This is a genomic window from Streptomyces sp. NPDC048565, from assembly GCF_040650935.1.
GTDB lineage: Bacteria > Actinomycetota > Actinomycetes > Streptomycetales > Streptomycetaceae > Streptomyces.
In genome coordinates this window covers 24025-45530 of the sequence record NZ_JBEZIH010000017.1, presented here as the reverse complement: position 1 = coordinate 45530, position 21506 = coordinate 24025, and the positions used below count along the sequence as shown (strand labels likewise).

Below are 21506 nucleotides of genomic sequence, written 5' to 3'. Positions count from 1 at the left end.
TCGAACCGTGCTCGACATCGGCTACTCCCTCTCCCGGCGCTTCCCGGACCCCCCGCAGACCGACTACCGCCGCGCGGACGTCCGTGCCCTGCGGCACGACCTGTTCTCCGGGGACGTCTACCTCGCCGACACCAAAGCCGACCGCGAGGTGTCCACAGCCTGGGGATGGGTCCCCGTACTCGACTTCGCCTGGGCCCTGTGCGACATCGTCGAGCAGATCGACCGCGACCCCCGGGGCAACCGCTCGCACCGCCAGCAGTACGCCGAGCTCGACTTCACCGAGTCCTCCGACCGCATGCTCTTCGAGCGCCGCTTCGGCTGGGTCGACGTCGAGGCCGACTGGATGCCCGGCGACGAGCCCCCGCTCACCTTCAGCCACTCCCTGCTGCGCCGCGAGGCCCGCGACTTCCTGCACGACCTCATCGCCGACCTGGCCGACATGCACGAAGGCCTCGCCGACAACCCCGTCGTATGGGACCTCCAGGCCCGCTTCCCCCGCCTCTGACAGCCCCGCAGACCCACAGGAAAGCCGACAGGCCGTCGCGCTAACCCTCCACCCGCACCCCGATCTGCGCCGCGAACGCCGGAGCCAGCTCCATCAGCTGCGACGGGCTGATCACCGCCCCCGCCAGCCGCTCCACACCCCGCGCGATGTCGAGCTCGGCGACCGTCCGCAGATCGACGGACTCCATCCGCACCGCGCTGAAGTCCGCGCGCTTCAGCACACAGTCCCGGAACTCCACCCGGACCAGCTGTGCCTCACCGAAATCCGGCTCCGAGAGCACGCACCCCTCGAACACGACGTCCTTCAGCCGCGCCTTGCGGAGATTCAGATAGTCGATCTTCCCGCCCCGCACCAGCACCCGCTCCAGCACCCCGCCGTGCAGCTGCACCCCTCCCAGCCGCGCGTCCAGGACCTCCACATCACGCAGCGACGCCCCCGCGAGATCGGTGCCCACACCCCGCACCCCCGTCAGCACCGAGTCGATGAACCTGGCCCGCACCAGCTCCGCCCGATCCAGGGCGCAGCCGCGCAGCTCACAGTCCATGAAGCGCGCTCCAGGACCCGACGCGTCGGCCAGGTCCGTCCCGTCGAACCGCACCCCGTCGTAATCGCCGTCGGGCTCCAGCCCCTCCCCGTCGAACTCCGTCAGGGGCGGCAACCGGACCTCCGGCCGCCGCGCCTCGGCCACCCCGTCCTTCGCGCCCGCGCCCCTGCTGCTCCTGTTGCCTGTACGTGCCATGCCCCCCATCGTGGCGCACACCACTGACATCGACCGCGGCCAGGTGTCACAGAACCGGCCGGCCGAACCGTCCTCCAGGCAGAAGCGCCCACCGCGAGGAGACAGCCATGCAGCGCATCCACATCGTCGGCGGCGGCCTCGCCGGACTGACCGCCGCGATCACCGCCGCCGAATCCCGGGTCCAGGTCACCCTCCACGAGGCCCACCACACCCTCGGCGGCCGGGCCAGGACCTCCGACGGCCCCTACCTCACCAACGAGGGACCACACGCCCTGTACCACCGCGGACCGCACTGGACCTGGCTCGAACAGCGAGGGCTCCTGGGCCGTGTCGCCTCAGTACCACCGCTCGAAGGCACCCGTTTCCTCTTCCACCGCGACGGCGCCCTGCGCAGGACCCCGCCCCTCGCCATGCTGCGCCTCACCCGCCGCGCCGCCCGCCGGGCCCCGGTCGACGCCGACTTCCTCAGCTGGGCCACCCGCCAGGTGGGCGAAGAAGGCGCACGCGCGGCAGCGAACTACATGGGCGTGGCCCTCTTCCACCACGACCCGGGTTCGCTCTCCGCCGCCTTCGTCCAGGAACGCCTGCGCCGCGCCACCGCCCTTCCGCCCGAGGCCCACTACCCCGTGGGCGGCTGGGCGGAGCTCGTCGACCGGATGGCGTCCCGGGCCTGGAGCCTCGGCGTGCGCATCGAAACCGCCGGACGCGTCGGCCCACGCGATCTGGCCGACTTCCACCGCAGCGGACCTGTGATCGTCGCCACCCATCTGGACTCTGCCCGCACCCTGCTGGACGACCCCGCCCTGACCTGGGACAGCGGCCGGACCGCCCTGCTCGACCTGGCCCTGCGGACCCGGCGCGGCGACCCGTTCATCATCTCCGACCTCGACGCCCCCGGCTGGATCGAACGGTTCACCGCCCAGGATCCGACCCTCGCCCCGGCGGGCGAACAGCTCGTCCAGGCACAGATCCCCCTTGCCCCGGCCGCCCCGCGCGCCGACGCCGTACGCCGCGCCGAGCACCTGCTCGGCCTCGGTTTCGCCGGTCTGCACGACCGCACAACCTGGCGCCGGGAGGCCCTGGCGTCCGGACGTACCGGCGCCGTCGACAAGCCCGGCACCACCTGGCGCGACCGGCCCGCCGTCGACCGCGGCGACGGAATCCTCCTCGCGGGCGACCAGGTGGCCGCCCCAGGACTCCTCAGCGAAGTCTCGTTCAACAGCGGCATCGAAGCGGCGGTCCTGGCTCTGGGACTCCTCGGCAGGACGGCACAGGACACTCCCCGCACAGCAGGAACTCCTTGACCTCAAGCGCACCTGAGGTGGGAGCAGTCGCCACGCACCAGCACCCGGGGAGTCCCACCCTGTACGCCATCCGCCTCCATGCCTTCGGTCCCGCGGAGGACCTCGTCCACGGAGCCTCCGGCGGTCAGATGCTCACCATCGGGCGAGGAGGGAACAGGCCGAGCACGGCGACGTAGACGGCCTCAGGCCGCGCCGAGCTCCGCCAGCGCCCCGTCGTCGAGCCGGTACACCGTCCAGCCGTCCTGAGGACGCGCGCCCAGGGACTCGTAGAAGGCGATGGACGGGGCGTTCCAGTCCAGCACCGACCACTCCAGACGCCCGTAACCGCGTTCCACGCAGATCCGCGCCAGCTCCCTCAGCAGCGCCTTCCCGTAACCGCCGCCGCGCCGCTCGGGGCGCACGTACAGGTCCTCCAGATAGACCCCGTGCACCCCGCGCCACGTCGAGAAGTTGAGGAACCACAGCGCGAAACCGACCACTTCGCCGTCGTCGTCCGACACCGCGACATGCGCGTACGCGGCGGGCCGCTCACCGAACAGGGCCTCGCGCAGCTGCTCCTCGGTGGCCTTCGCCTCGTCGAGCGCCTTCTCGTACTCGGCGAGCTCACGGACCATGGCGTAGATCGCGGGGACGTCTTCGGAAGTGGCGGTACGAATCATGGAGGCAGCCTAGGGCGCGTTTCGAAAGTCCCGCCCCAGCAGCCGGCGGCCGATCTCCGCATGGTCCGGCCACAGCCGCGGCCTCCCGCGCCCGATCCCCCACAACGCGTTCTGCAACACCCGCCCCAACGTCCACGCCCGCGCACGCTCCCGGTCAAGGCCCAGCACCCCGCACAGCAGATCGAACCTCCACAGCACATCGGACGCGTCGAACCTCTGGTCAAGCGCCGGGAAGAGATCGAACCCCGGATCGCCCGCGAGAGGCTTCGGATCCAGCACGACCCACTCCCCCGCCCGGTGCTCATCCGCGCGCCCGGCCAGGATGTTCGCGTAGTGCAGATCCCAGTGCAGCAGACGGTCCCCCGGCTCCCCCGCGACCTCCTGTACCGCGGACGCGCAGTCCAGCAGCAGCCGCCGCTCCCGCGCATCCGTCAGCAGGCCGACCGCCCCGGGGGTCTCCTCCAGCATCCTGGCCGCGGCGTCCGCCAGCCGCCTCATCCCCGGCGGAGCCGGCACACGCACCAGCCGGGCCAGCGACTGAGCGAGCGTCCGCACCGCCACCCGCACGTCCGGGACGCCGGTCAACGGCCGCCGCTCGTCGAGCCGTTCCAGCAGCATCGTGCCCGTCGCCGCGTCATGCTCCAGCAGGCCCACCACCCCCGCGCCCGCCGCACCCCAGGCCCGTAGCGCGACCGGCTCCCCCACCGTCTCCGCATCCACCATCTGCAGCTTCAGCGCCGCCCCACGGCCATCGGCCTCCCGCACCACAGGAACCACCAACGCGCACATCCCGCACATCGGTGCCCCGTCGGGCCGCAGCCCCCACTCCTCCAGGAACCTCCCCGCCAGCCCCGGCAGCCCGACGGCGAACTCCCGTCCCGCCGCGCCCTTGTGCTCACTCAGATTCACGGCCAAGTCATCCGGAACGTCGATCACGCCTGCGAGCGTAGGGCCTCACCAAGCGGTACCGTCCCACCAGCGACTGGGCTGCACACGGACAAGCAGGGGACACATGAGCACCGTCAGTACCGTCAACGGCGGCATATCGTTCTGGTACGCGAACGAGGGCACCCCGGCCCCACGCGAACCCCTGCCCGGCGGCACGAGCGCCGACGTCTGCATCGTCGGCGGCGGCTACACCGGACTCTGGACGGCGTACTACCTCAAGAAGGCCGTCCCCTTCCTCAACATCACCGTCCTCGAAGCGAAGTTCTGCGGCTACGGCGCATCCGGCCGCAACGGCGGCTGGCTCTACAACGGCATCGCGGGCCGCGACCGCTACGCCAGGCTGCACGGCCACGACGCCGCCGTCCGCCTCCAGCAGGCCATGAACGACACCGTCGGCGAAGTCATCCGCATCGCCGGCGAGGAGAACATCGACGCCGACATCCACCACGGCGGTGTACTCGAAGTCGCCCGCACCCCCTCCCAGCTCGCCCGCCTCAAGGACTTCCACTCCGTCGAGATCGCCTTCGGCGAGACCGACCGCGTCCTGCACGGCGCCCGCGACACCGCCGAACGCGTCCGAGTGTCCGGAGCCGTCGGCTCCAGTTGGACCCCGCACGGCGCACGCCTGCACCCCGCCAAACTCGTCAAGGGCCTCGCAGACACCGTGGAGGCCCTCGGCGTCACGATCCACGAGTCGACCCCCGTCACCGAGATCAAGCCCAAGCACGCCGTCACCCCGTACGGCACGGTCCGCGCCCCCTACGTGCTGCGCTGCACCGAGGGCTTCACCGCGGGGCTCAAGGGCCAGAAGCGCACCTGGCTCCCCATGAACTCCTCGATGATCGTCACCGAGCCCCTGTCCAAGACCCTCTGGGACACCATCGGCTGGGACGGCCGCGAGACCCTGGGCGACACGGCCCACGCCTACATGTACGCCCAGCGCACCGCCGACGACCGCATCGCCATCGGCGGGCGCGGGTTCCCCTACCGCTACGGCTCCGCGACCGACCACGACGGACGCACCCGCCCCGCGACCGTCGAGGAACTTCGCGACCTGCTCGTCCGCTTCTTCCCCACCACCGCGGGCACCCGCATCGACCACGCCTGGTCCGGCGTGCTCGGCGTTCCCCGCGACTGGTGCGCGACCGTCACCCTGGACCGCTCCACCGGCCTCGGCTGGGCCGGCGGCTACGTCGGCTCCGGCGTCGCCACCGCCAACCTCGCGGCCCGTACCCTGCGCGACCTGATCCAGCAGGACTCAGGCCAGGCCGGCCCCACCGACCTGACCGCCCTGCCCTGGGTCAACCACAAGGTCCGCCGCTGGGAACCCGAACCCCTGCGCTGGCTCGGCGTCCACGCCCTGTACGCCGCCTACCGCACGGCGGACCGCAGGGAGACCACCTCACCGCGCCTCGGCACGGACCGCGTCGCGAAGGTGGCGAACCGCATCGCGGGCCGCCACTGAACCGGCCGGTCCGCGGCCTTCAGGCGGCCTCCGCCCCGTCCCGGTGGTCGTCCCGCCTGCCGTCCCGGTGAATCGGCGTCGCGGAACCCGTCAGCGGGACACCCGTCCCACCCCTCCGGGCCGCCACGATCTCCGCCGCGATGGACAGGGCCGTCTCCTCGGGCGTACGGGCCCCGATGTCAAGACCGATCGGCGACCTCAGCCGAGCCAGCTCCTCGTCCCCCAGGCCCGCTTCCCGCAGCTTCCGGTCGCGGTCCGCATGGGTCCGGCGCGACCCCATCGCTCCCACGAACGCGACAGGCAACCGCAGGGCCTGCTCCAGCAGGGGTATGTCGAACTTCGCGTCGTGGGTGAGCACGCACAGCACCGTGCGCCCGTCCGTCCCCGTGCGCCGGAGATAGCGGTGCGGCCAGTCCACGACGAGATCGTCGGCCTCGGGGAAACGGGCCCTGGTCGCGAAGACCGGACGGGCGTCGCACACCGTCACGTGGTAGCCGAGGAACTTGCCGACGCGGACCAGCGCCTGGGCGAAGTCGATCGCTCCGAACACGATCATGCGAGGCGGCGGCACGTTCGCCTCGACGAGGAGAGTGAGGCCGCCCGGGCAGTGCGTTCCGTCCTCCGCGAGTGCGAGGGTGCCGGTGCGCCCGGCATCCAGCATCGCCCCCGCCTCGGCCGCCACCGTCCGGTCCAGCTCCGCGGAGCCGCCGTACGACCCCTCGTACGATCCGCCGGGGTGCACCAACAGCGCCCCGCCCAACAGCTCGGCCGGGCCCCGGACGACCCTGGCCAGGGCCAGAGGTCCGCCCGACGCGGCGGCCGAGAGCGCCGACCGGAACACCTCCCGGACGGGCGCTCGCGCACCGACCGGGGTCACCATGACATCGATGACCCCACCGCAGGTCAGGCCCACCGCGAAGGCGTCCTCATCGCTGTAGCCGAACCGCTCCAGGACGGTCCCACCGTCCTGGAGCGCCTGGAGGCACAGGTCGTACACCGCCCCCTCCACACAACCGCCGGAGACCGAACCGACCACCGTGCCCTCGCTGTCGACAGCGAGCGCGGCGCCCGGCCCGCGCGGCGCACTGCCGCCGACGGCCACCACCGTGGCGACGGCGAACTCCCGGCCCTCATCGGCCCAGCGGGCCAGCTCGCCGGCGATGTCAAGCATGCGGGCCCGCCGTGAGAACACGGTCCGGCCTGATGGGCAGAGTCCGATGGCGTACACCGGTCGCGTGCCAGACCGCGTTCGCGATCGCCGCCGCCGCCCCCACGATCCCGACCTCACCGATGCCCTTGATCCCGACCGGGTCGTCCGGATCCGGGTCATCCACCCAGTCCGCCTCGACGAGCGGCACATCGGCGTTCGACGCGACGTGATAGCCCGCGAGATCCGCACCGTAGAGAGCACCGGTGTTCCGGTCCCTGACGGCCTCCTCGTGCAGGGCCATGGAGATGCCCCAGATCATCCCGCCGGTGAACTGGCCACGCGCCGTGAGCGGGTTGACGATCCGCCCGGCGGCGAAGATGCCGAGCATGCGACGCACGCGCACCTCCCCGGTGGCCACATCCACGGCGACCTCGGCGAACTGCGCCCCGAAGGAATGCCGCTCCTTCTGCGCGAGGGCCCCGATGGCGGCGGTGGTGTCCGACCGCACCGTGATGCCCTCCGGCGGGATCCCGTCGCCCAGGGCGATCCGCTCCCGCAGTTCATCGGCCGCGGCCGTCACCGCCCATGCCCACGACCGGGTGCCCATCGAGCCGCCGGCGATCATCGCCTGGCCGAAGTCACTGTCACCGATCCGTACGCGCACCCGGTCGGTCGGCACATCGAGGGCGTCGGCGGCGACCAGGGTGAGGGCCGTCCGTGCCCCGGTCCCGATGTCCGCAGCATTGATCCGCACGGTGAAGGTGCCGTCGGCCTCCGCGGTCGCGGCCGCCGTGGAAGGCGCCGCCCCCGCGAAGAACGAGGCCGCCGCCGTCCCCGTACCGAGCAGCCAGCGCCCGTCCCTGCGCACCCCGGGACGCGGGTCCCGGTCGGCCCAGCCGAACCTGCGCGCGCCCTCCCGGAAGCAGGCGGGCAGATTGCGGGTGCTGAACGGCAGCCCGGAGACCGGACCGACCTCGGGCTCGTTGCGCGTGCGCAGCTCGATCGGATCGATGCCGCACTTCTCGGCGAGTTCGTCGAGCGCCGACTCCAGCGCGAACGACCCGGGCGCCTCACCGGGAGCGCGCATGAACGTCGGACTCGGCACATCGAGCCGCACGACCCGGTTGGCGGTGTGGTGAGCGGGGGCGTCGTACATCACCCGCGCCACACCCGCGCCCGACTCGATGAACTCGTGCACGGTCGAGGTGAGACTCAGGCAGCTGTGCTCCAGCGCACGCAGCCGCCCCTCGGCATCGGCACCCAGCCTGACCCGCTGCCTCGTGGGGCTCCGATAGCCGGCGAGCGAAAACATCTGACGGCGCGTCATGACGACCCGGACCGGCCGCGCCAGAGTCGTGGCCGCCATCACCGCCGCGACCTGGTGCGCGCGTACGCCCTTGCTCCCGAAGCCACCACCCACATGCTCGGACCGCACCCGCACCGAAGCCGGGTCGAGCGAGAAGAGGTTCGCGAGCTCACCCGCGACCCACACCGTGCCCTGGTTGGAGTCCACGACCTCCAGCCGGCCGCCGTCCCACAGGGCCGTCGCCGCATGGGGCTCCATCGAGTTGTGGTGCTCCTCCGGAGTGGAGTACTCGGCGTCCAGGACCACGTCGGACGCGCCCAGCTCCGCCTCCAGGTCGCCCTTCCCCGTCACCCCCTCCCCACCCGGACCTGAGATCGAGTACGCGTCCGGGTGCTCACCGGCGAACGTGACGTCGTGCGGCTCCTCCTCGTACCACACCACCAGCGCCTCGGCGGCCTCCCTGGCCTGCTCGGAGGTCTCGGCCACGACCAGCGCGACCGGCCAGCCCGCGTGCGGCACCCGGTCGTGCTGGAAGACGGCGACGGTCGGGTCCGGCGGCATCCCGAGCATGCCGACGTAATCGGTGTCGACCCGCGGGGCGTTCCCGTGGTGCAGGACAGCGAGGACACCCGGCATCTCCAGGACCTCCGCCGTCTCCACCGAACGGACACGGCCACGGGTGATGGTCGACAGCACCAGCCATCCGTGCGCGAGGCCGGCGAAGGGGATCTCCCCGGCGTAACGAGCGGCGCCGGTGACCTTGTCCCGGCCCTCCACACGGGTGTGCGCGGCGCCGACGGCCTTCGCCGCCCTGGCTGCCCCGGTCGTGGTGGTGGTCATCGGGCTGCCTCCTCGGCGAGTTCGCTCAGCACGGCGACGACGAGGTTGCGCATCAGCGTCACCTTGTATCCGTTGTGCGGCAGCGGCCGGGCGGCCGCCAGTTCGGCATCGGCCGCGGCGGCGAAGGCCGCGGCATCGGCGGGCCCGCCGACCAGGGCCTGCTCGGCCGTACGCGCCCGCCACGGACGGGAGGCGACCGCCCCGAAGGCCAGTCGCACCTCGCTCACAACACCGTCACGGACATCCAGCGCCGCGGCGATCGAACCGATCGCGAAGGCGTACGACGCCCGCTCACGCACCTTGCGGTAGCGGGAGTTGGCCGCCACCGGAGCGGGCGGCAGGGTGACGCCGGTGATCAGCGCGCCCACCGGAAGGGCGGTCTCCCGGTGCGGGGTGTCGCCCACCGGCAGATAGAAGTCGGCGAGCGGCAGCCGGCCCGGCCCGTCGGCCGTCTCGTACTCGACGACGGCGTCGAAGGCCGCCAGCGCCACCCCCAGATCGGACGGACTGGTGGCCACGCAATGGTCGGAGGCCCCCAGCACCGCGTGGTTGTGGTGCTCGCCCTCGATCGCGGGACAGCCGCTGCCGGGCACACGCTTGTTGCACGGCTTGGTCACGTCGGCGAAGTAACCGCAGCGGGTCCGTTGCAGCAGGTTCCCGCCGACGGTGGCCATGTTGCGCAGCTGCCCCGACGCGCCTGCCAGCACCGCCTGGGTCAGCGCCGGGTAGTTCCGTCGCACCTCCAGGTGCGCCGCGAGGTCGCTGTTGGTGACGGTCGCACCGATCCGCAGCCCGCCGTCCTCGGCCACCTCGATCCGGTCCAGCGGGAGTTCACGTACGTCGACGAGCCTGCCGGGCCGCTCCACACCGGTCTTCATCAGGTCGACGAGGTTCGTACCGCCGCCGAGGAACCGGGCGTCCGGGTCGGCGTCGAGCAGCGCGATGGCGCCGGAGACATCGACCGCGCGCTCATATCCGAACTCCCTCATGCCGCCGCCCCCGCACGCTTCACCACGGGCTTGCTCCCCGCGGCCCGTTCACCGTCCGCCGCTCGGGCCGTCGCATCGGCCTCGGCCGCCCTGGCGACCGCCTGCACGATCGAGACATACGCGCCGCAGCGGCACAGGTTGCCGCTCATCCGCTCCCGGATCTCCTCGGCCGTCAGCGGCGGTGGCCCCGCTTCAGGGCGTACGTCATCGGTGGCGGCACTCGGCCAGCCGGCGGCATGCTCCTCGATCACCGCGACGGCCGAACAGATCTGGCCCGGCGTGCAGTACCCGCACTGGTAACCGTCGAGATCGAGGAACGCCTGCTGCACGGGGTGCAGTTGCTCACCCTCGGCGACGCCCTCGATGGTGGTGATCTCCCGCCCCTCGGCCGCCACCGCCAGCTGCAGGCAGGCGACAGCACGACGCTGATCGAGCAGAACGGTGCAGGCACCGCATTGCCCCTGGTCACAGCCCTTCTTCGTGCCGGTCAGATCGAGCCGCTCACGCAGGGCGTCGAGCAGGGTGGTGCGGTGGTCGACGGTCAGCGTGTGCTTCTCGCCGTTGATGTTCAAGGTCACGGGGCTGTACGTCGACGTGGGCGCTGGGGCCATGATCAGCCTTCTCTCACATTCCGGACGGACACCGACGCCGGCGCGGCGACGGGGGCCAGAAGTACGGCTGTCCGCCGGGGCCGCTCACCGCTAAGGTGAACCTAACCGGACAGCTGTCCACTCAGCGTGAAAAACGTAGTGGACAGTTGTCCACTTAGCAAGGGTGGGATTCGGCCACGAACCCGCGAGGAGGACGAGTGCAGCAGAAGAAGGACGCGCCTCTGCGCTCGGATGCGCAGCGGAACCGTGAGCGCATCCTGGAGGTGGCCCTGACGGAACTGACGCTCTGCGCGGACGTCCCGCTCAGCGTGATCGCCAGGAAGGCGGGCGTCGGGCAGGGCACGTTCTACCGCAACTTCCCCAGCCGCGAAGCCCTGGTCCTGGAGATCTACCGCCACGAGATGAAACAGGTCGCCGACGCCGCGACCGAGCTGATCAGGACCCACGAGCCGGACCGGGCCCTGCGCGCGTGGATGGACCACCTCGCCGGATTCGCCATGACCAAGGCCGGCCTCGCGGACGCCATCCGCCAGGCCACCGGCGCACCGGGCAGCCCGGAGAAGCCGGGCCACACCTCGCTGATGTCCGCGGCGGAAACCCTGCTCCGCACCAACGAGAGGGCCGGCGCCATACGCCCCGGAGTGACCGCGGACGACTTCATCCTCGCCATAGCCGGCCTCTGGCAACTGGACCCCCACGGCGACTGGCAACCACGGGCCGCCCGCCTCCTGGACCTCGTCATGGACGGCTTGCGCGCGGGAGCCCCGGACGGGGGGAGCACGGAAAGGCCCAGATCAGAGGATTCCTGACCTGGGCCTTCGTGGAGCCCCCTGTCGGATTCGAACCGACGACCTACGCATTACAAGTGCGTTGCTCTGGCCGGACTGAGCTAAGGAGGCATGCGGAAGCATTGTAACCAACGCCAGGACCGGAACCCGCTCGATATTCGGGACCCCGGACTGCTGACAGATTCGAAAACGCCAGGTAGCGTCACCTCAGGTTCACTCCAGTGGACCACACCACTCCCTACTCGGATCGTCCGGCACGTTCCTGCCGGTGGAGGAGAAGAACCGTCATGGCCAGTGTCACGTTCGACAAGGCGTCCCGCGTCTACCCCGGTTCCACGAAGCCGGCTGTGGACCAGCTCGAGATCGACATCGAGGACGGCGAGTTCCTCGTCCTCGTCGGTCCTTCCGGTTGCGGCAAGTCGACCTCCCTGCGCATGCTCGCGGGTCTCGAGGACGTCAACGGCGGTGCGATCCGCATCGGTGACCGCGACGTCACGCACCTGCCGCCGAAGGACCGGGACATCGCCATGGTGTTCCAGAACTACGCGCTCTACCCGCACATGTCCGTCGCGGACAACATGGGCTTCGCCCTCAAGATCGCCGGTGTGAACAAGACCGAGATCCGGGCGAAGGTCGAAGAGGCCGCCAAGATGCTGGACCTCACCGACTACCTGGACCGCAAGCCGAAGGCGCTCTCCGGTGGTCAGCGCCAGCGTGTGGCGATGGGCCGCGCGATCGTGCGTGAGCCGCAGGTCTTCCTCATGGACGAGCCGCTGTCGAACCTCGACGCCAAGCTCCGTGTGTCGACGCGTACGCAGATCGCCTCGCTGCAGCGCCGTCTCGGCATCACCACCGTGTACGTCACCCACGACCAGGTCGAGGCCCTCACCATGGGCGACCGTGTCGCGGTCCTCAAGGACGGTCTGCTCCAGCAGGTCGACTCGCCGCGCAACATGTACGACCGCCCGGCGAACCTCTTCGTGGCCGGCTTCATCGGCTCCCCGGCGATGAACCTCGTCGAGGTCCCGATCACCGACGGTGGCGTGAAGTTCGGCAACAGCGTCGTGCCCGTCTCCCGCGAGGCGCTCAGCGCCGCCGCGGACCGTGGCGACCGCACCGTCACGGTCGGCATCCGCCCCGAGCACTTCGACATCGTCGAGCACGGTGGCGCCGCCGCGCAGGGCCTCTCCAAGGGTTCGGCCGACGCCCCGGCCGGTCTGGCCGTCGCCGTCAACGTCGTCGAGGAGCTCGGCGCCGACGGCTTCGTCTACGGTGCCGCGCAGGTCGGTGGCGAGCACAAGGACCTGGTCGTCCGTGTCGGCGGCCGTGCCGTACCGGAGAAGGGCACCGAGCTGCACGTCGTGCCGCGCCCGGAGGAGCTGCACGTCTTCGCGACGTCGACCGGTGAGCGCCTGACCGCCTGATCGTCCGGCTGTCCGACCCGCACGTCGTTCCAGTCGTCACGGCCCCGCGCCATCGAGGATCTCCTCGATGGCGCGGGGCCGTTCGCGTGGCCGGATTCCCCGGCACACCGGTCAATTCCCCACGCCCCGTCAACGCGTAATTCGAAAGAGGCTCTCGAACCATCCCCCACAGGGGTGACGAAATGTCGCCAAGTCATCACTGCCCGCTACGCTCGCCTGCGTGACCCACACCGCGCGCCGAATCGGCCGAACCCTAGCCCTCGTACTGCCCGTCGTCATGGTTCTGTCCGGGACCCTCGCGGTCACCCGTGTGCAGTGGTCGGGGCAGGACACCGAGACCCAGCTGCTGACCGCCGCATCCGAGACCACCGCCAAGAAGGCGAAGGCCCAGGCACCCCAGGACATTCTGCGGGACAAGCTCCTGCTTGAGCTCCGTGAGAAGGACCCGGGGGTCGCGCTGACGAGCCTTCAGCGCACCGTCGAGGGTCGGCCGTCCCTGGCCAAGCACTGCATGTCGATCGCGAAGGCGCTGGGCAAGGCCGCCGTGGACCAGTACGGCCCGACGCGCGCCCACCGTTTCTCCCGTCCGGTCTGCGACACGTCGTTCGCCTCGGGCGTCGCGCAGTTCAGCTGAGCCGGGTGTGCCCGGGCACGGCCTATCGTGCCTGGCATGCATACGTTTCCGACGCAGGCCGTGATCCTGGCGGGTGGTCAGGGCTCGCGGTTGCGCCCGTACACCGATGACCGCCCCAAGCCGATGGTCGAGATCCCGGGGACCGGGACCCCGATCATCGGCCATCAGCTGTCCTGGCTGGCCGCCGAGGGTGTCACCGACGCCGTGGTCTCGTGCGGCCATCTTGCCGATGTGCTGGAGGAGTGGCTGGACTCGGCCGTTCTTCCGTTGCGCGTCACGACCGTCGTCGAGACCGAGCCCTTGGGCCGGGGCGGCGGTCTGAAGCACGCCGCGGCGCGGCTGCCCGATCCGTCGGAACCCTGGTACGCGACGAACGGTGACATCTGGACGCGCTTCTCGCTGCGGGAGATGGCCGCGTTCCACGCCGAGCGGGACGCCACCGCGACGCTCGCGCTGGCCCGTCCGCGGATCCCCTGGGGGGCCGTGGAGACGGACGCGTTCGGGCACATCACCGACTTCATCGAGTCTCCGCCGTCGCCGTATCTGATCAACGCGGGTGTGTACGTCTTCGCGCCCGCGTTCACCGCGATGCTGCCGGACCGCGGCGACCATGAGCGTACGACCTTCCCGCGGCTGGCCCGTGAGCGCCGGCTTGCCGGGTTCCCGCTGCCGCACGGGGCGTACTGGCGGGCGATCGACACCGCGAAGGACCTCACGGAGGCGGCGAAGGAGCTGGGCGGCCAGGCGGGCGGCTGAGACCGACCGCACACACTTGAGGACGGCCACCAAGGGTTCGGTGGCCGTCCTCGTACGTGCGGTACCTCGCGGGTGTCAGCCGAGCAGGCCGCCGATGGGGTTCTGTCCCGCGCTGCCGGACGAGCCGCCGTCGGAACCGCCGGTGGAACCGTCGCCGTCCGAGCCGCCGGTCGTGCCGCCCGCGGAGCCGTCGGAGCCGGAGGAGCCGGTGCTCGCGTCACCGGACGGGGGCTCCTGCGGGGTCGGATCCTGCGGGGGTGCCTGGCCCGTGCCCTGGGTCTGGCTGGGCTGCCCGGTGCTCGCCCCGGCCGTCGGACCGGTCTCCCTCGACGAGCCGGAGCCCGGGGTGGACTTCTCCGCCTCCGGGGTGCCGGGGGCGCTGGACGGTGAGGTCTCGGGAGTGCGGTTCTCCGGGATGGTGGAGGGCTTGCCCTTCTTGCCCTTGGTCTCGTCGGGGAGCGGCGAGCCGGGCAGCTGGTTGGACGGGTAGCGGTCGGGTCCCGGCACGGTGACGACCTCGGTGGAGCGGACGGCGCCGCCGAGCATGGAGCCGACCAGCAGGGTCAGGCCGACGACGACGGTGGCGATGGCGGCGCCGCGGCGCAGTACGCGGCGGCGGAGGTCCCAGAGCGCCGAGCGGGGACCGAGCGTGCGCCAGGCCTCTCCGGCGAGGCGTCCGTCGAGGGAGTAGACGGGAGCACCGGCGATGACGAGGGGGCTCCAGGCGGCCAGCAGGATGATGTCGGGGGTGTCGTAGGCGGCGGCGGTGCGCCAGCTGACCGTCACCAGGATCGCTGCGGAGAGCAGGGCGCCGAAGCCGGCCGCGATCCGCTGCCAGAGACCGAGGACGGTGAGGACGCCGACGACGACCTGGAGGAAGGCGACGGTGAGTCCGGCGGCGACGGGGTGGCCGAGCGCGAAGTCGCGCAGGGGCTCCGCGGCGGCCCAAGGGTGCAGTGAGCTCAGCCACTTGACCATGGAGCCGCGGTCGCCGCCGTCGAAGTAGGCGGGGTCGCAGAGCTTGCCCATGCCGGCGTAGATGGAGAGGAAGCCGAGGATGACGCGCAGCGGGAGGAGCACGACGCCGAGGTTCATGCGGCGGCCGGGGTAGTAGGCGTGCCGTACGGAGTCGTTGGCGTGGCGCCTGTCGCCTGCGGTGTCGCCGTCCTGGCCTTCGGCGTCGGTGCCGGCGGCGTAGGCGTCGTCGTGGGTGAGGTCGTACGCGCCGCGGGGCGGGGTGTCGGTGGCGGTGACGTCGTAGGCCCCGACGGCCTGCCGCATGGGGGGCAGGAGTGGGCCTGTACGGCCGCCTCCGGGCTGGTGGGGCGTCCTGAGCACGGGGTTGGGCTGGGTCTCGTCGAGGCGCGGGATGACCTGTGTGCCGCCGCCCGCGTCGTCGTGGCCCATGCCGAAGTCGCCGCCGGGGCGGGCGTCGAGGTGGCCGGCGGAGTCGAGGTGGCCGGCGGTGGAGTTCCGTACGGCCTGCAGGAGTCCGGTCGCTCCGGGGTCTCCCGGTTGGGACCTGCCGCTCCAGACGACGGGAGCCCGCCTGCGCGCGCCTGCGCCGCTCATGGCGGGGATCCTGGCCGGTCCGGCGGGGCCCACGGGGCGCAGACGGGTGCGCTGGCCCGGGGCGAGCTGCACCCGGAAGCTGGCGTGGCTGACGATGACCTGCGCGGGGTCGCTGTCCACCTTCGTCATGCTCAGGGCGGGTTGGTCGTCGAACCGAGGCGTTCTGGTGTCCACACTCATCTAACCGAGTGATGTGTGATTAGGACACTGCCTTGACGCGTCCGAAGTGTCCGAGACCCGTCAACCCTCCTTCGGGGCGCGCCGATCCTCCGCGCGCGCGGGCCGGCCGAGGCCCGCGCGCCGCGGTTCACGCCCTGCGGCGTGCCACCTCGTAGAGAACGATGCCCGCGGCGACACCGGCGTTCAGGGATTCGGCGCCGCCCGGCATCGAGATGCGCACCCGGTAGTCGCAGGTCTCGCCGACGAGGCGGCCGAGGCCCTTGCCCTCGCTGCCGATGACGACGACGACGGGGCCCGCCAGGGCCTCCAGGTCCTCGACGGTGTGTTCGCCGTCGGCGGCGAGACCGACGACGGTGAGGCCGGCCTTCTTGTAGCCCTCCAGGGCGCGGGTCAGGTTGGTGACGCGCGAGACCGGTGTACGGGCCGCGGTGCCGGCCGAGGACTTCCAGGCTCCGGCCGTCATTCCGGCCGCCCTGCGCTCGGGGACGACGACGCCGTGGCCGCCGAAGGCGGAGACGGAGCGGACGATCGCGCCGAGGTTACGGGGGTCGGTGACTCCGTCGAGGGCGACGATCAGCGGGTCCTCGTTGTTGTCGTACGCGGCGGAGGTGAGGTCCTCCGGGTGGGCGTACTCGTACGGCGGGACCTGGAGGACGAGGCCCTGGTGGTTCAGGCCGTTCGTCATCCGGTCGAGCTCGGGGCGCGGGGCCTCCATGAGGTGGATGTTGCCGCGCTCACCGGCGAGCTGGAGTGCCTCGCGGACCCGCTCGTCGTTGTCGATGTACTGCTGGACGTAGAGGGTGATCGCGGGGACGCCGTCCCGCAGCGCCTCGAAGACCGGGTTGCGGCCGACGACCATCTCCGACGTTCCCTTGGCGCCACCGCGGCGCGGGGCGGGGCGGCGGGAGGCGGCCTGCTTGGCCTGGGCGTTCGCCACCCGGTTCTTCTTGTGTCCCTTACGGTCGGAGGCGGGCGGCGTCGGTCCCTTGCCTTCGAGACCACGGCGTCGGTTACCGCCGCTGCCGACCTGCATGCCCTTCTTGTTGGACGTGCGGCGGTTCCTGCGCTGGCTGTTCCCGGCCATGACCTGTACCTGTTTCGTTGCTTCAGAGAAAACGTCGTCAAGTGAAAGTGTGCCGCCCGGACGGCCGGGCGGCACAGGTGCGCTGCTCACGCACGGTGCGAAGGGTCCGCTCAGCGCGGCCCGAGTGTCCACCGGGGTCCGCTGGGGCTGTCCTCGATGACGAGACCGGACTGGTTGAGCTGGTCGCGGATGGCGTCGGCGGCGGGCCAGTCCCTGCGCGCCCGTGCGGACTGGCGCTGGTCGAGGACGAGGCGTACGAGGGTGTCGACGACACCGTGGAGGTCTTCGCCCCGGTCGCCCTCGCCCGCCCAGTGCGGGTCGAGCGGGTCGAGTCCGAGGACACCGAGCATCGCACGGACCTCGGCGACGCGGGCGACGGCGGCTTCCTTGTCGTCGGCGGCGAGGGCGGAGTTTCCCTGGCGGACGGTCGTGTGGACGATCGCGAGCGCCTGCGGGACCCCGAAATCGTCGTCCATGGCCTCGGCGAACGCGGGCGGCACCTCGGCCGCCGCCTCGACCGGTCCCGCCTTCTCCACCACGCGCTGGACGAAGCCCTCGATCCGCGCGAAGGCGGACTCGGCGTCGCGCAGCGACTCCTCGCTGTACTCGATCATGGACCGGTAGTGCGGGGTGCCGAGGTAGTAGCGGAGGACGATCGGGCGCCAGTTCTTGACCATCTCGCTGACCAGCACGGAGTTGCCGAGGGACTTCGACATCTTCTCGCCGGCCAGGGTGACCCAGCCGTTGTGCACCCAGTACTTCGCGAATTCGTCGCCGAAGGCCTTGGCCTGGGCGATCTCGTTCTCGTGGTGCGGGAAGATCAGGTCGATGCCGCCGCCGTGGATGTCGAAGGCGCTGCCGAGGTACTTGTGCGCCATGGCGGAGCACTCCAGGTGCCACCCGGGGCGGCCACGGCCCCACGGGGTCTCCCAGCTGGGCTCGCCGGGCTTGCTGGCCTTCCACATGGCGAAGTCGCGCTTGTCGCGCTTGCCGGTCTCGTTGTCGCCGGAGGGCTGCCGCAGGTCGTCGAGGTCCTGGTTGGAGAGCTCCAGGTATCCCTCGTACGAGCGGACGTCGAAGTAGACGTTGCCGTCGGCCTCGTAGGCGTGGCCACGCTCGATGAGGCCGCGCATCATCTCGACCATCTCGGTGATGTGGCCGGTGGCGCGCGGCTCGTACGTGGGCGGGAGGCAGCCCAGGGCGTCGTAGCCGTCGTTGAACGCGCGCTCGTTCTCGTAGCCGATGGACCACCAGGGGCGGCCCTGTTCCGCGGACTTCTTGATGATCTTGTCGTCGATGTCGGTGACATTCCGGATGAACGTCACGTCGTACCCGCGGTATTCGAACCAGCGGCGCATGATGTCGAAATTCAGCCCGGACCTGATGTGCCCGATGTGCGGGGCGGCCTGCACCGTGGCGCCACAGAGGTAGATCGAGACACAGCCCGCGGTGAGCGGGACGAAGTCACGGATCTGCCGGGCGTTGGTGTCATGCAGGCGAATAGTCACCCCTCAAGGGTAGTGGGCCCGCACCAGTGCCCAGCGCCCCCTGTGGAAAACGTGTCACAACTAATCGGTGACGGTGCTATCGCGCGACGGCGCGCCCCGTCCCTGGTCCGGCGTGCGCCCCTCCGCGGGCAGGGTCAGAGCGAGCCCGGCACCCGCCAGGGGGACGGCCGCGAGCGCGGCCCAGAGGACGGGCGCCGGGGCGTCGAGGAGGGTGCCGGCGGCGGCGCTGCCCAGGAGCACGGCGACTCCTGAGAGCGAGGACAGGGCCCCGGTGGCGAGCCCGAGCCGGTGGTCGTCGACCAGGTCGGGTACGAGGCCCCGGGCGGCCGGGACCAGCAGCATCTGGCCGAGGGTGAGCAGGACGACGAGCGCGGCCGCCGGGAGCAGCCCGGCGGGGCCGCCGGGGGCGAGGGGCACCACGGCGAATCCGGCGGCCACGACGGCGAGCCCGCCGACCAGGGCGGTCCGGGGCGCGACGCGGCGGGCGGACCAGCGGGTCAGCGGCAGCTGGGCGGCGACGACGAGCAGGGAGGACAGCGCGAAGAGTCCGCCGAGCGCGCTCTGGGAGCCGGTGGCGCGCTCCACCTCCGCCGGCAGGGCGAGATAGAGCTGGTTGTAGGAGACGAGGTAGCTGCTGTACACGAGGCAGAGCACGAGGAACGGCCGGTTGGCGAAGACCTCGCGGGGCAGGACGGCGCCGGCACGGGCGGTCGGGGCGCGGCGCGGCCTGCGGGGCATGAGGCGGGCGTGTCCGGCGAGTACGCCGACGAAGACCACGGCCCCTGCCAGGCACGCCGTCCGGAATCCGCCTCCCAGGAGCAGCAGCAGGCTGCCGAGCAGGGGGCCGATGAACGCTCCGGCCTGGCCCGCGGCGGAGAAGACGGCCAGCACCTGGGCGCGCGGCGTCCCGGTGGCGGTCTCGTGGGCGACGGCCGCCCTGGCGGTCTCGGACTCGACGGCGGGCGAGAAGAGGGCGGCGGCGAAGCCGATGAGGAGGACGGCGCCGATGACGGTGGCGGTGCCGCCGGCCTGGGCGAGCCAGCAGAATCCGGCGATGCGCAGGACGCAGCCGCTGAGGACGACGGGCCTGGGGCCGTAGCGGTCGGTGAGCGCCCCTCCGACGACGAAGAGGCCCTGCTGGCTGAAGGTGCGCAGGCCGAGCACGAGCCCGACGAGCCATCCCGCCATGCCGAGCCCGTCACCGAGATGGGCGGCGAGATAGGGCAGGACCGCGTAGAAGCCGGTGTTGAAGGCGCACTGGGTGGCGGTCAGGAGCCGGAGGTAGGGGTTGAGCGGGGCTGATCCCGACCGGGTGCGCGCTGTGGTGGCCGTCATGTGCGGTGCCTGCCGCGTACGGCCGCCGAGGTGAGCACCGCGAGCGCGCCCAGGGCCGCGAGGGCGGCGGCGGGGGCGAGGACGGCCCAGGGGGCGCGTTCGGCGTAGGGCATGTTCTCGGAGAGCATGCGGCCCCACTCCGGTGCCGGGGCGGGGGCGCCGAGGCCGAGGAAGCCGAGGGAGGCGAGCGCCAGGGCGACGGCGGGGACGCGCAGGACGGCGTGGCGTACGACGGGGGGCACGACGCCCGGCAGGAGGTGGCGGCGCAGCCGGTGCCACCGTCCGGCTCCGAGGGCGCGGGCCACGGTGAGGTGCGGGGCGGCGCGCTCCTGGGCGTACAACGCGGAGGTGTGGGCGGCGAGCGGGGCCCAGGCGACGGCGGCGACGGCGACGGCCGCGCCCCGGGCGCCGGGGCCCGCGATCCCCGCGACGACGAGGCCGGCCAGGACCGCCGGCAGCGCGTTGGCCGTCTCGGTGAGGGCCCCTGCGCGGGCGAACCCGGCGAGCAGTCCCAGGAGCAGTGTGACGGCGCCGACGGCGACGGCGGTGAGCACCGTGGTGGCGGCCCCGTGGCCGAGGCGGGCCAGGACGTCGCGGCCCAGGGAGTCGGTGCCCAGCGGGTGGGTGGCCGACGGCGGGGCGAGGCGGGCTGCGGCATCGGCGTACAGGGGGTCGCGCAGCAGTCCTGTGAGGACGACGGCGGCGATGAGGGCCGCCAGGACCGTGGCACCGACGGCCACGGCGCGGCGGGTCGGCAGGGGCGGCGCGACGAGCGGGGGCAGCGCGCCGTCGGTCCGTGCGGGGCCGAGCAGGGCTCTGGAGCCGAGCCTGGCCGCGAGTCCGGCGGCGACGCCCAGGAGCAGCAGGAACAGCACGCAGGCCTGGAGGACGGGCAGGTCCTGGGCAAGGGCGGCGGCCAGCGCCGTGCCGCCGAGCCCGGGGATGGCGTAGAGCGTCTCGACGGCGACCGCGCCGCCGGTGAGCCCGACGACGACGAGGCCGAGCTGGGGCAGCAGCGCGGGCAGGGTGCGGCGCAGGGCGTGGGCGGCGATCCGGTGGGCGGGCATCCCGTGGGCGGTGGCGGCGCGCGCCCAGGGTTCGGCGAACGCGGCGGGCAGCGCGTCGTCGAGCAGCCGCCCGAGCAGCGCGCCGGCGGGGACACCCATGGCGAGGGCCGGCAGGACGGCCTGCTCGGGGCCGCCCCAGCCGAGGGCGGGGAACCAGCCCGCCTGTACGGCGAGGACGGTGGCCAGGACCGCGGCGATGAGGAATTCCGGCAGTGCTGCGAGCACGGCGGCGCCGACGCCGGCCCGGGTGGTGACGAGCCTGCGGTGCGCGCCCCGCCGGAGCGTTCCGCCGACGAGGGCGAGCGCCAGGAGGACGGCGACGGCGAGTGAGGCGCCCATGAGGGTGAGGGAGACGCCGAGCGCGGAGGTCACATCGGGACCGACCGGCTGTCCGGAGACCCAGGAATCCCCCAGGTCGCCGTGTGCCAGTCCGGACGCCCAGCTGCCGAGGACGCGCAGGGGCCCGCCGTCGAGGCCGGTCTCGGCGCGGATCGCGTCGAGCACGGCCGGTGTGGGCGGACGGTCGGCGTAGCGCGCGTGCAGGATCGTCAGCGCCGGGTCGGTGCGGGTCAGCCTGGGCAGCAGGCCGATGACGGCCACGACGGCCAGGAGCGCGCCGAACCGTCCGGCCAGGTACTTCAC

19 protein-coding genes and 1 tRNA gene are annotated in these 21506 nt (G+C 72.2%); 7 read left to right on the top strand and 13 right to left on the bottom strand.

Going from position 1 to position 21506, the window contains the following annotated elements; genetic code table 11:
• Positions 1 to 7 precede the first annotated feature (7 nt).
• Positions 8 to 505: a hypothetical protein gene (locus AB0C75_RS20900; RefSeq protein WP_031093423.1), complete on the top strand. Its 498-nt coding sequence runs from the start codon at positions 8 to 10 to the stop codon at positions 503 to 505.
• A gap of 40 nt (positions 506 to 545) precedes the next feature.
• Here the strand turns inward: AB0C75_RS20900 and AB0C75_RS20895 are convergent, their stop codons facing one another.
• The gene (locus AB0C75_RS20895; RefSeq protein ID WP_362892907.1) at positions 546 to 1253 is read right to left on the bottom strand and encodes a pentapeptide repeat-containing protein; all 708 of its coding nucleotides are present in this window, start codon (positions 1251 to 1253) and stop codon (positions 546 to 548) included.
• A gap of 98 nt (positions 1254 to 1351) precedes the next feature.
• Between AB0C75_RS20895 and AB0C75_RS20890 the strand changes: the two genes are divergently transcribed.
• On the top strand, positions 1352 to 2548 hold the full coding sequence (locus AB0C75_RS20890; protein WP_362892905.1) for an NAD(P)-binding protein: 1197 nt from the start codon (positions 1352 to 1354) through the stop codon (positions 2546 to 2548).
• 182 nt (positions 2549 to 2730) lie between these two features.
• On the opposite strand, the gene AB0C75_RS20885 is transcribed toward AB0C75_RS20890, so the two are convergent.
• On the bottom strand, positions 2731 to 3207 hold the full coding sequence (locus tag AB0C75_RS20885; RefSeq protein ID WP_362892903.1) for a GNAT family N-acetyltransferase: 477 nt from the start codon (positions 3205 to 3207) through the stop codon (positions 2731 to 2733).
• A 9-nt stretch (positions 3208 to 3216) separates the two neighbouring features.
• Positions 3217 to 4143, bottom strand: a complete 927-nt coding sequence (locus AB0C75_RS20880) for an aminoglycoside phosphotransferase family protein (protein WP_362892901.1) — start codon at positions 4141 to 4143, stop codon at positions 3217 to 3219.
• Between the two features lie 76 nt (positions 4144 to 4219).
• Between AB0C75_RS20880 and AB0C75_RS20875 the strand changes: the two genes are divergently transcribed.
• Positions 4220 to 5620 (top strand): FAD-dependent oxidoreductase, encoded by a 1401-nt coding sequence (locus tag AB0C75_RS20875; RefSeq protein ID WP_362892899.1) that lies wholly within the window; start codon positions 4220 to 4222, stop codon positions 5618 to 5620.
• 19 nt (positions 5621 to 5639) lie between these two features.
• Here AB0C75_RS20875 and AB0C75_RS20870 read toward each other — a convergent pair whose 3' ends face one another.
• Genes AB0C75_RS20870 through AB0C75_RS20855 form a run of 4 tightly spaced genes read right to left on the bottom strand, consistent with a single transcriptional unit; the run spans position 5640 to position 10516 of the window.
• Positions 5640 to 6791 (bottom strand): XdhC/CoxI family protein, encoded by a 1152-nt coding sequence (locus tag AB0C75_RS20870; protein ID WP_362892897.1) that lies wholly within the window; start codon positions 6789 to 6791, stop codon positions 5640 to 5642.
• Positions 6784 to 8916: a xanthine dehydrogenase family protein molybdopterin-binding subunit gene (locus AB0C75_RS20865; RefSeq protein ID WP_362892894.1), complete on the bottom strand. Its 2133-nt coding sequence runs from the start codon at positions 8914 to 8916 to the stop codon at positions 6784 to 6786. Before AB0C75_RS20865 ends, AB0C75_RS20870 begins: the two co-directional genes overlap by 8 nt.
• Positions 8913 to 9905, bottom strand: a complete 993-nt coding sequence (locus AB0C75_RS20860; protein WP_362892893.1) for a xanthine dehydrogenase family protein subunit M — start codon at positions 9903 to 9905, stop codon at positions 8913 to 8915. The genes AB0C75_RS20865 and AB0C75_RS20860 overlap by 4 nt, the downstream gene beginning before the upstream one ends.
• Positions 9902 to 10516, bottom strand: a complete 615-nt coding sequence (locus AB0C75_RS20855; protein WP_362892891.1) for a 2Fe-2S iron-sulfur cluster-binding protein — start codon at positions 10514 to 10516, stop codon at positions 9902 to 9904. Before AB0C75_RS20855 ends, AB0C75_RS20860 begins: the two co-directional genes overlap by 4 nt.
• Positions 10517 to 10713: 197 nt before the next feature.
• On the opposite strand from AB0C75_RS20855, the gene AB0C75_RS20850 reads away from it, so the two are divergent.
• Entirely contained in the window at positions 10714 to 11325 is a 612-nt protein-coding gene (locus AB0C75_RS20850) for a TetR/AcrR family transcriptional regulator (protein WP_362892889.1), read from the top strand.
• Between the two features lie 12 nt (positions 11326 to 11337).
• On the opposite strand, the gene AB0C75_RS20845 is transcribed toward AB0C75_RS20850, so the two are convergent.
• Positions 11338 to 11415, bottom strand: a tRNA-Thr gene (locus AB0C75_RS20845).
• Positions 11416 to 11591: 176 nt separating this feature from the next.
• Between AB0C75_RS20845 and ugpC the strand changes: the two genes are divergently transcribed.
• From ugpC to AB0C75_RS20830, 3 genes are all read left to right on the top strand, one after another.
• Positions 11592 to 12728, top strand: a complete 1137-nt coding sequence (gene ugpC / locus AB0C75_RS20840; RefSeq protein ID WP_362892887.1) for a sn-glycerol-3-phosphate ABC transporter ATP-binding protein UgpC — start codon at positions 11592 to 11594, stop codon at positions 12726 to 12728.
• A 220-nt stretch (positions 12729 to 12948) separates the two neighbouring features.
• Positions 12949 to 13362: a hypothetical protein gene (locus AB0C75_RS20835; RefSeq protein WP_362892885.1), complete on the top strand. Its 414-nt coding sequence runs from the start codon at positions 12949 to 12951 to the stop codon at positions 13360 to 13362.
• Between the two features lie 36 nt (positions 13363 to 13398).
• Complete coding sequence (locus AB0C75_RS20830) at positions 13399 to 14118, top strand: nucleotidyltransferase family protein (protein WP_362892883.1); 720 nt, start codon at positions 13399 to 13401, stop codon at positions 14116 to 14118.
• 75 nt (positions 14119 to 14193) lie between these two features.
• Here AB0C75_RS20830 and AB0C75_RS20825 read toward each other — a convergent pair whose 3' ends face one another.
• From AB0C75_RS20825 to AB0C75_RS20805, 5 genes are all read right to left on the bottom strand, one after another.
• Positions 14194 to 15870: a DoxX family membrane protein gene (locus tag AB0C75_RS20825; protein ID WP_362892881.1), complete on the bottom strand. Its 1677-nt coding sequence runs from the start codon at positions 15868 to 15870 to the stop codon at positions 14194 to 14196.
• A 127-nt stretch (positions 15871 to 15997) separates the two neighbouring features.
• Positions 15998 to 16954 (bottom strand): 23S rRNA (guanosine(2251)-2'-O)-methyltransferase RlmB, encoded by a 957-nt coding sequence (rlmB, locus tag AB0C75_RS20820; RefSeq protein ID WP_362892880.1) that lies wholly within the window; start codon positions 16952 to 16954, stop codon positions 15998 to 16000.
• A gap of 110 nt (positions 16955 to 17064) precedes the next feature.
• Complete coding sequence (gene cysS, locus AB0C75_RS20815; RefSeq protein ID WP_362892878.1) at positions 17065 to 18462, bottom strand: cysteine--tRNA ligase; 1398 nt, start codon at positions 18460 to 18462, stop codon at positions 17065 to 17067.
• 60 nt (positions 18463 to 18522) lie between these two features.
• Positions 18523 to 19797 carry an MFS transporter gene (locus tag AB0C75_RS20810; RefSeq protein ID WP_362892876.1) on the bottom strand — a complete coding sequence of 425 codons (1275 nt, stop codon included), beginning with the start codon at positions 19795 to 19797 and terminating at the stop codon, positions 18523 to 18525.
• A complete protein-coding gene (locus AB0C75_RS20805; RefSeq protein ID WP_362892874.1) occupies positions 19794 to 21506 on the bottom strand; it encodes an ABC transporter permease subunit in 1713 nt (570 codons plus the stop codon). Before AB0C75_RS20805 ends, AB0C75_RS20810 begins: the two co-directional genes overlap by 4 nt.

What these genes read in the sequence shown, in the direction of transcription:
- AB0C75_RS20890 (WP_362892905.1), top strand. Translation starts at nt 1,352, where the DNA reads ATGCAGCGCATCCACATCGTCGGCGGCGGCCTCGCCGGACTGACCGCC.
- AB0C75_RS20855 (WP_362892891.1), bottom strand. Translation starts at nt 10,516, where the DNA reads ATGGCCCCAGCGCCCACGTCGACGTACAGCCCCGTGACCTTGAACATC.
- rlmB (WP_362892880.1), bottom strand. Translation starts at nt 16,954, where the DNA reads ATGGCCGGGAACAGCCAGCGCAGGAACCGCCGCACGTCCAACAAGAAG.
- AB0C75_RS20860 (WP_362892893.1), bottom strand. Translation starts at nt 9,905, where the DNA reads ATGAGGGAGTTCGGATATGAGCGCGCGGTCGATGTCTCCGGCGCCATC.
- AB0C75_RS20885 (WP_362892903.1), bottom strand. Translation starts at nt 3,207, where the DNA reads ATGATTCGTACCGCCACTTCCGAAGACGTCCCCGCGATCTACGCCATG.
- AB0C75_RS20895 (WP_362892907.1), bottom strand. Translation starts at nt 1,253, where the DNA reads ATGGGGGGCATGGCACGTACAGGCAACAGGAGCAGCAGGGGCGCGGGC.
- AB0C75_RS20870 (WP_362892897.1), bottom strand. Translation starts at nt 6,791, where the DNA reads ATGCTTGACATCGCCGGCGAGCTGGCCCGCTGGGCCGATGAGGGCCGG.
- ugpC (WP_362892887.1), top strand. Translation starts at nt 11,592, where the DNA reads ATGGCCAGTGTCACGTTCGACAAGGCGTCCCGCGTCTACCCCGGTTCC.
- AB0C75_RS20825 (WP_362892881.1), bottom strand. Translation starts at nt 15,870, where the DNA reads ATGAGTGTGGACACCAGAACGCCTCGGTTCGACGACCAACCCGCCCTG.
- AB0C75_RS20875 (WP_362892899.1), top strand. Translation starts at nt 4,220, where the DNA reads ATGAGCACCGTCAGTACCGTCAACGGCGGCATATCGTTCTGGTACGCG.
- AB0C75_RS20830 (WP_362892883.1), top strand. Translation starts at nt 13,399, where the DNA reads ATGCATACGTTTCCGACGCAGGCCGTGATCCTGGCGGGTGGTCAGGGC.
- AB0C75_RS20810 (WP_362892876.1), bottom strand. Translation starts at nt 19,797, where the DNA reads ATGACGGCCACCACAGCGCGCACCCGGTCGGGATCAGCCCCGCTCAAC.
- AB0C75_RS20865 (WP_362892894.1), bottom strand. Translation starts at nt 8,916, where the DNA reads ATGACCACCACCACGACCGGGGCAGCCAGGGCGGCGAAGGCCGTCGGC.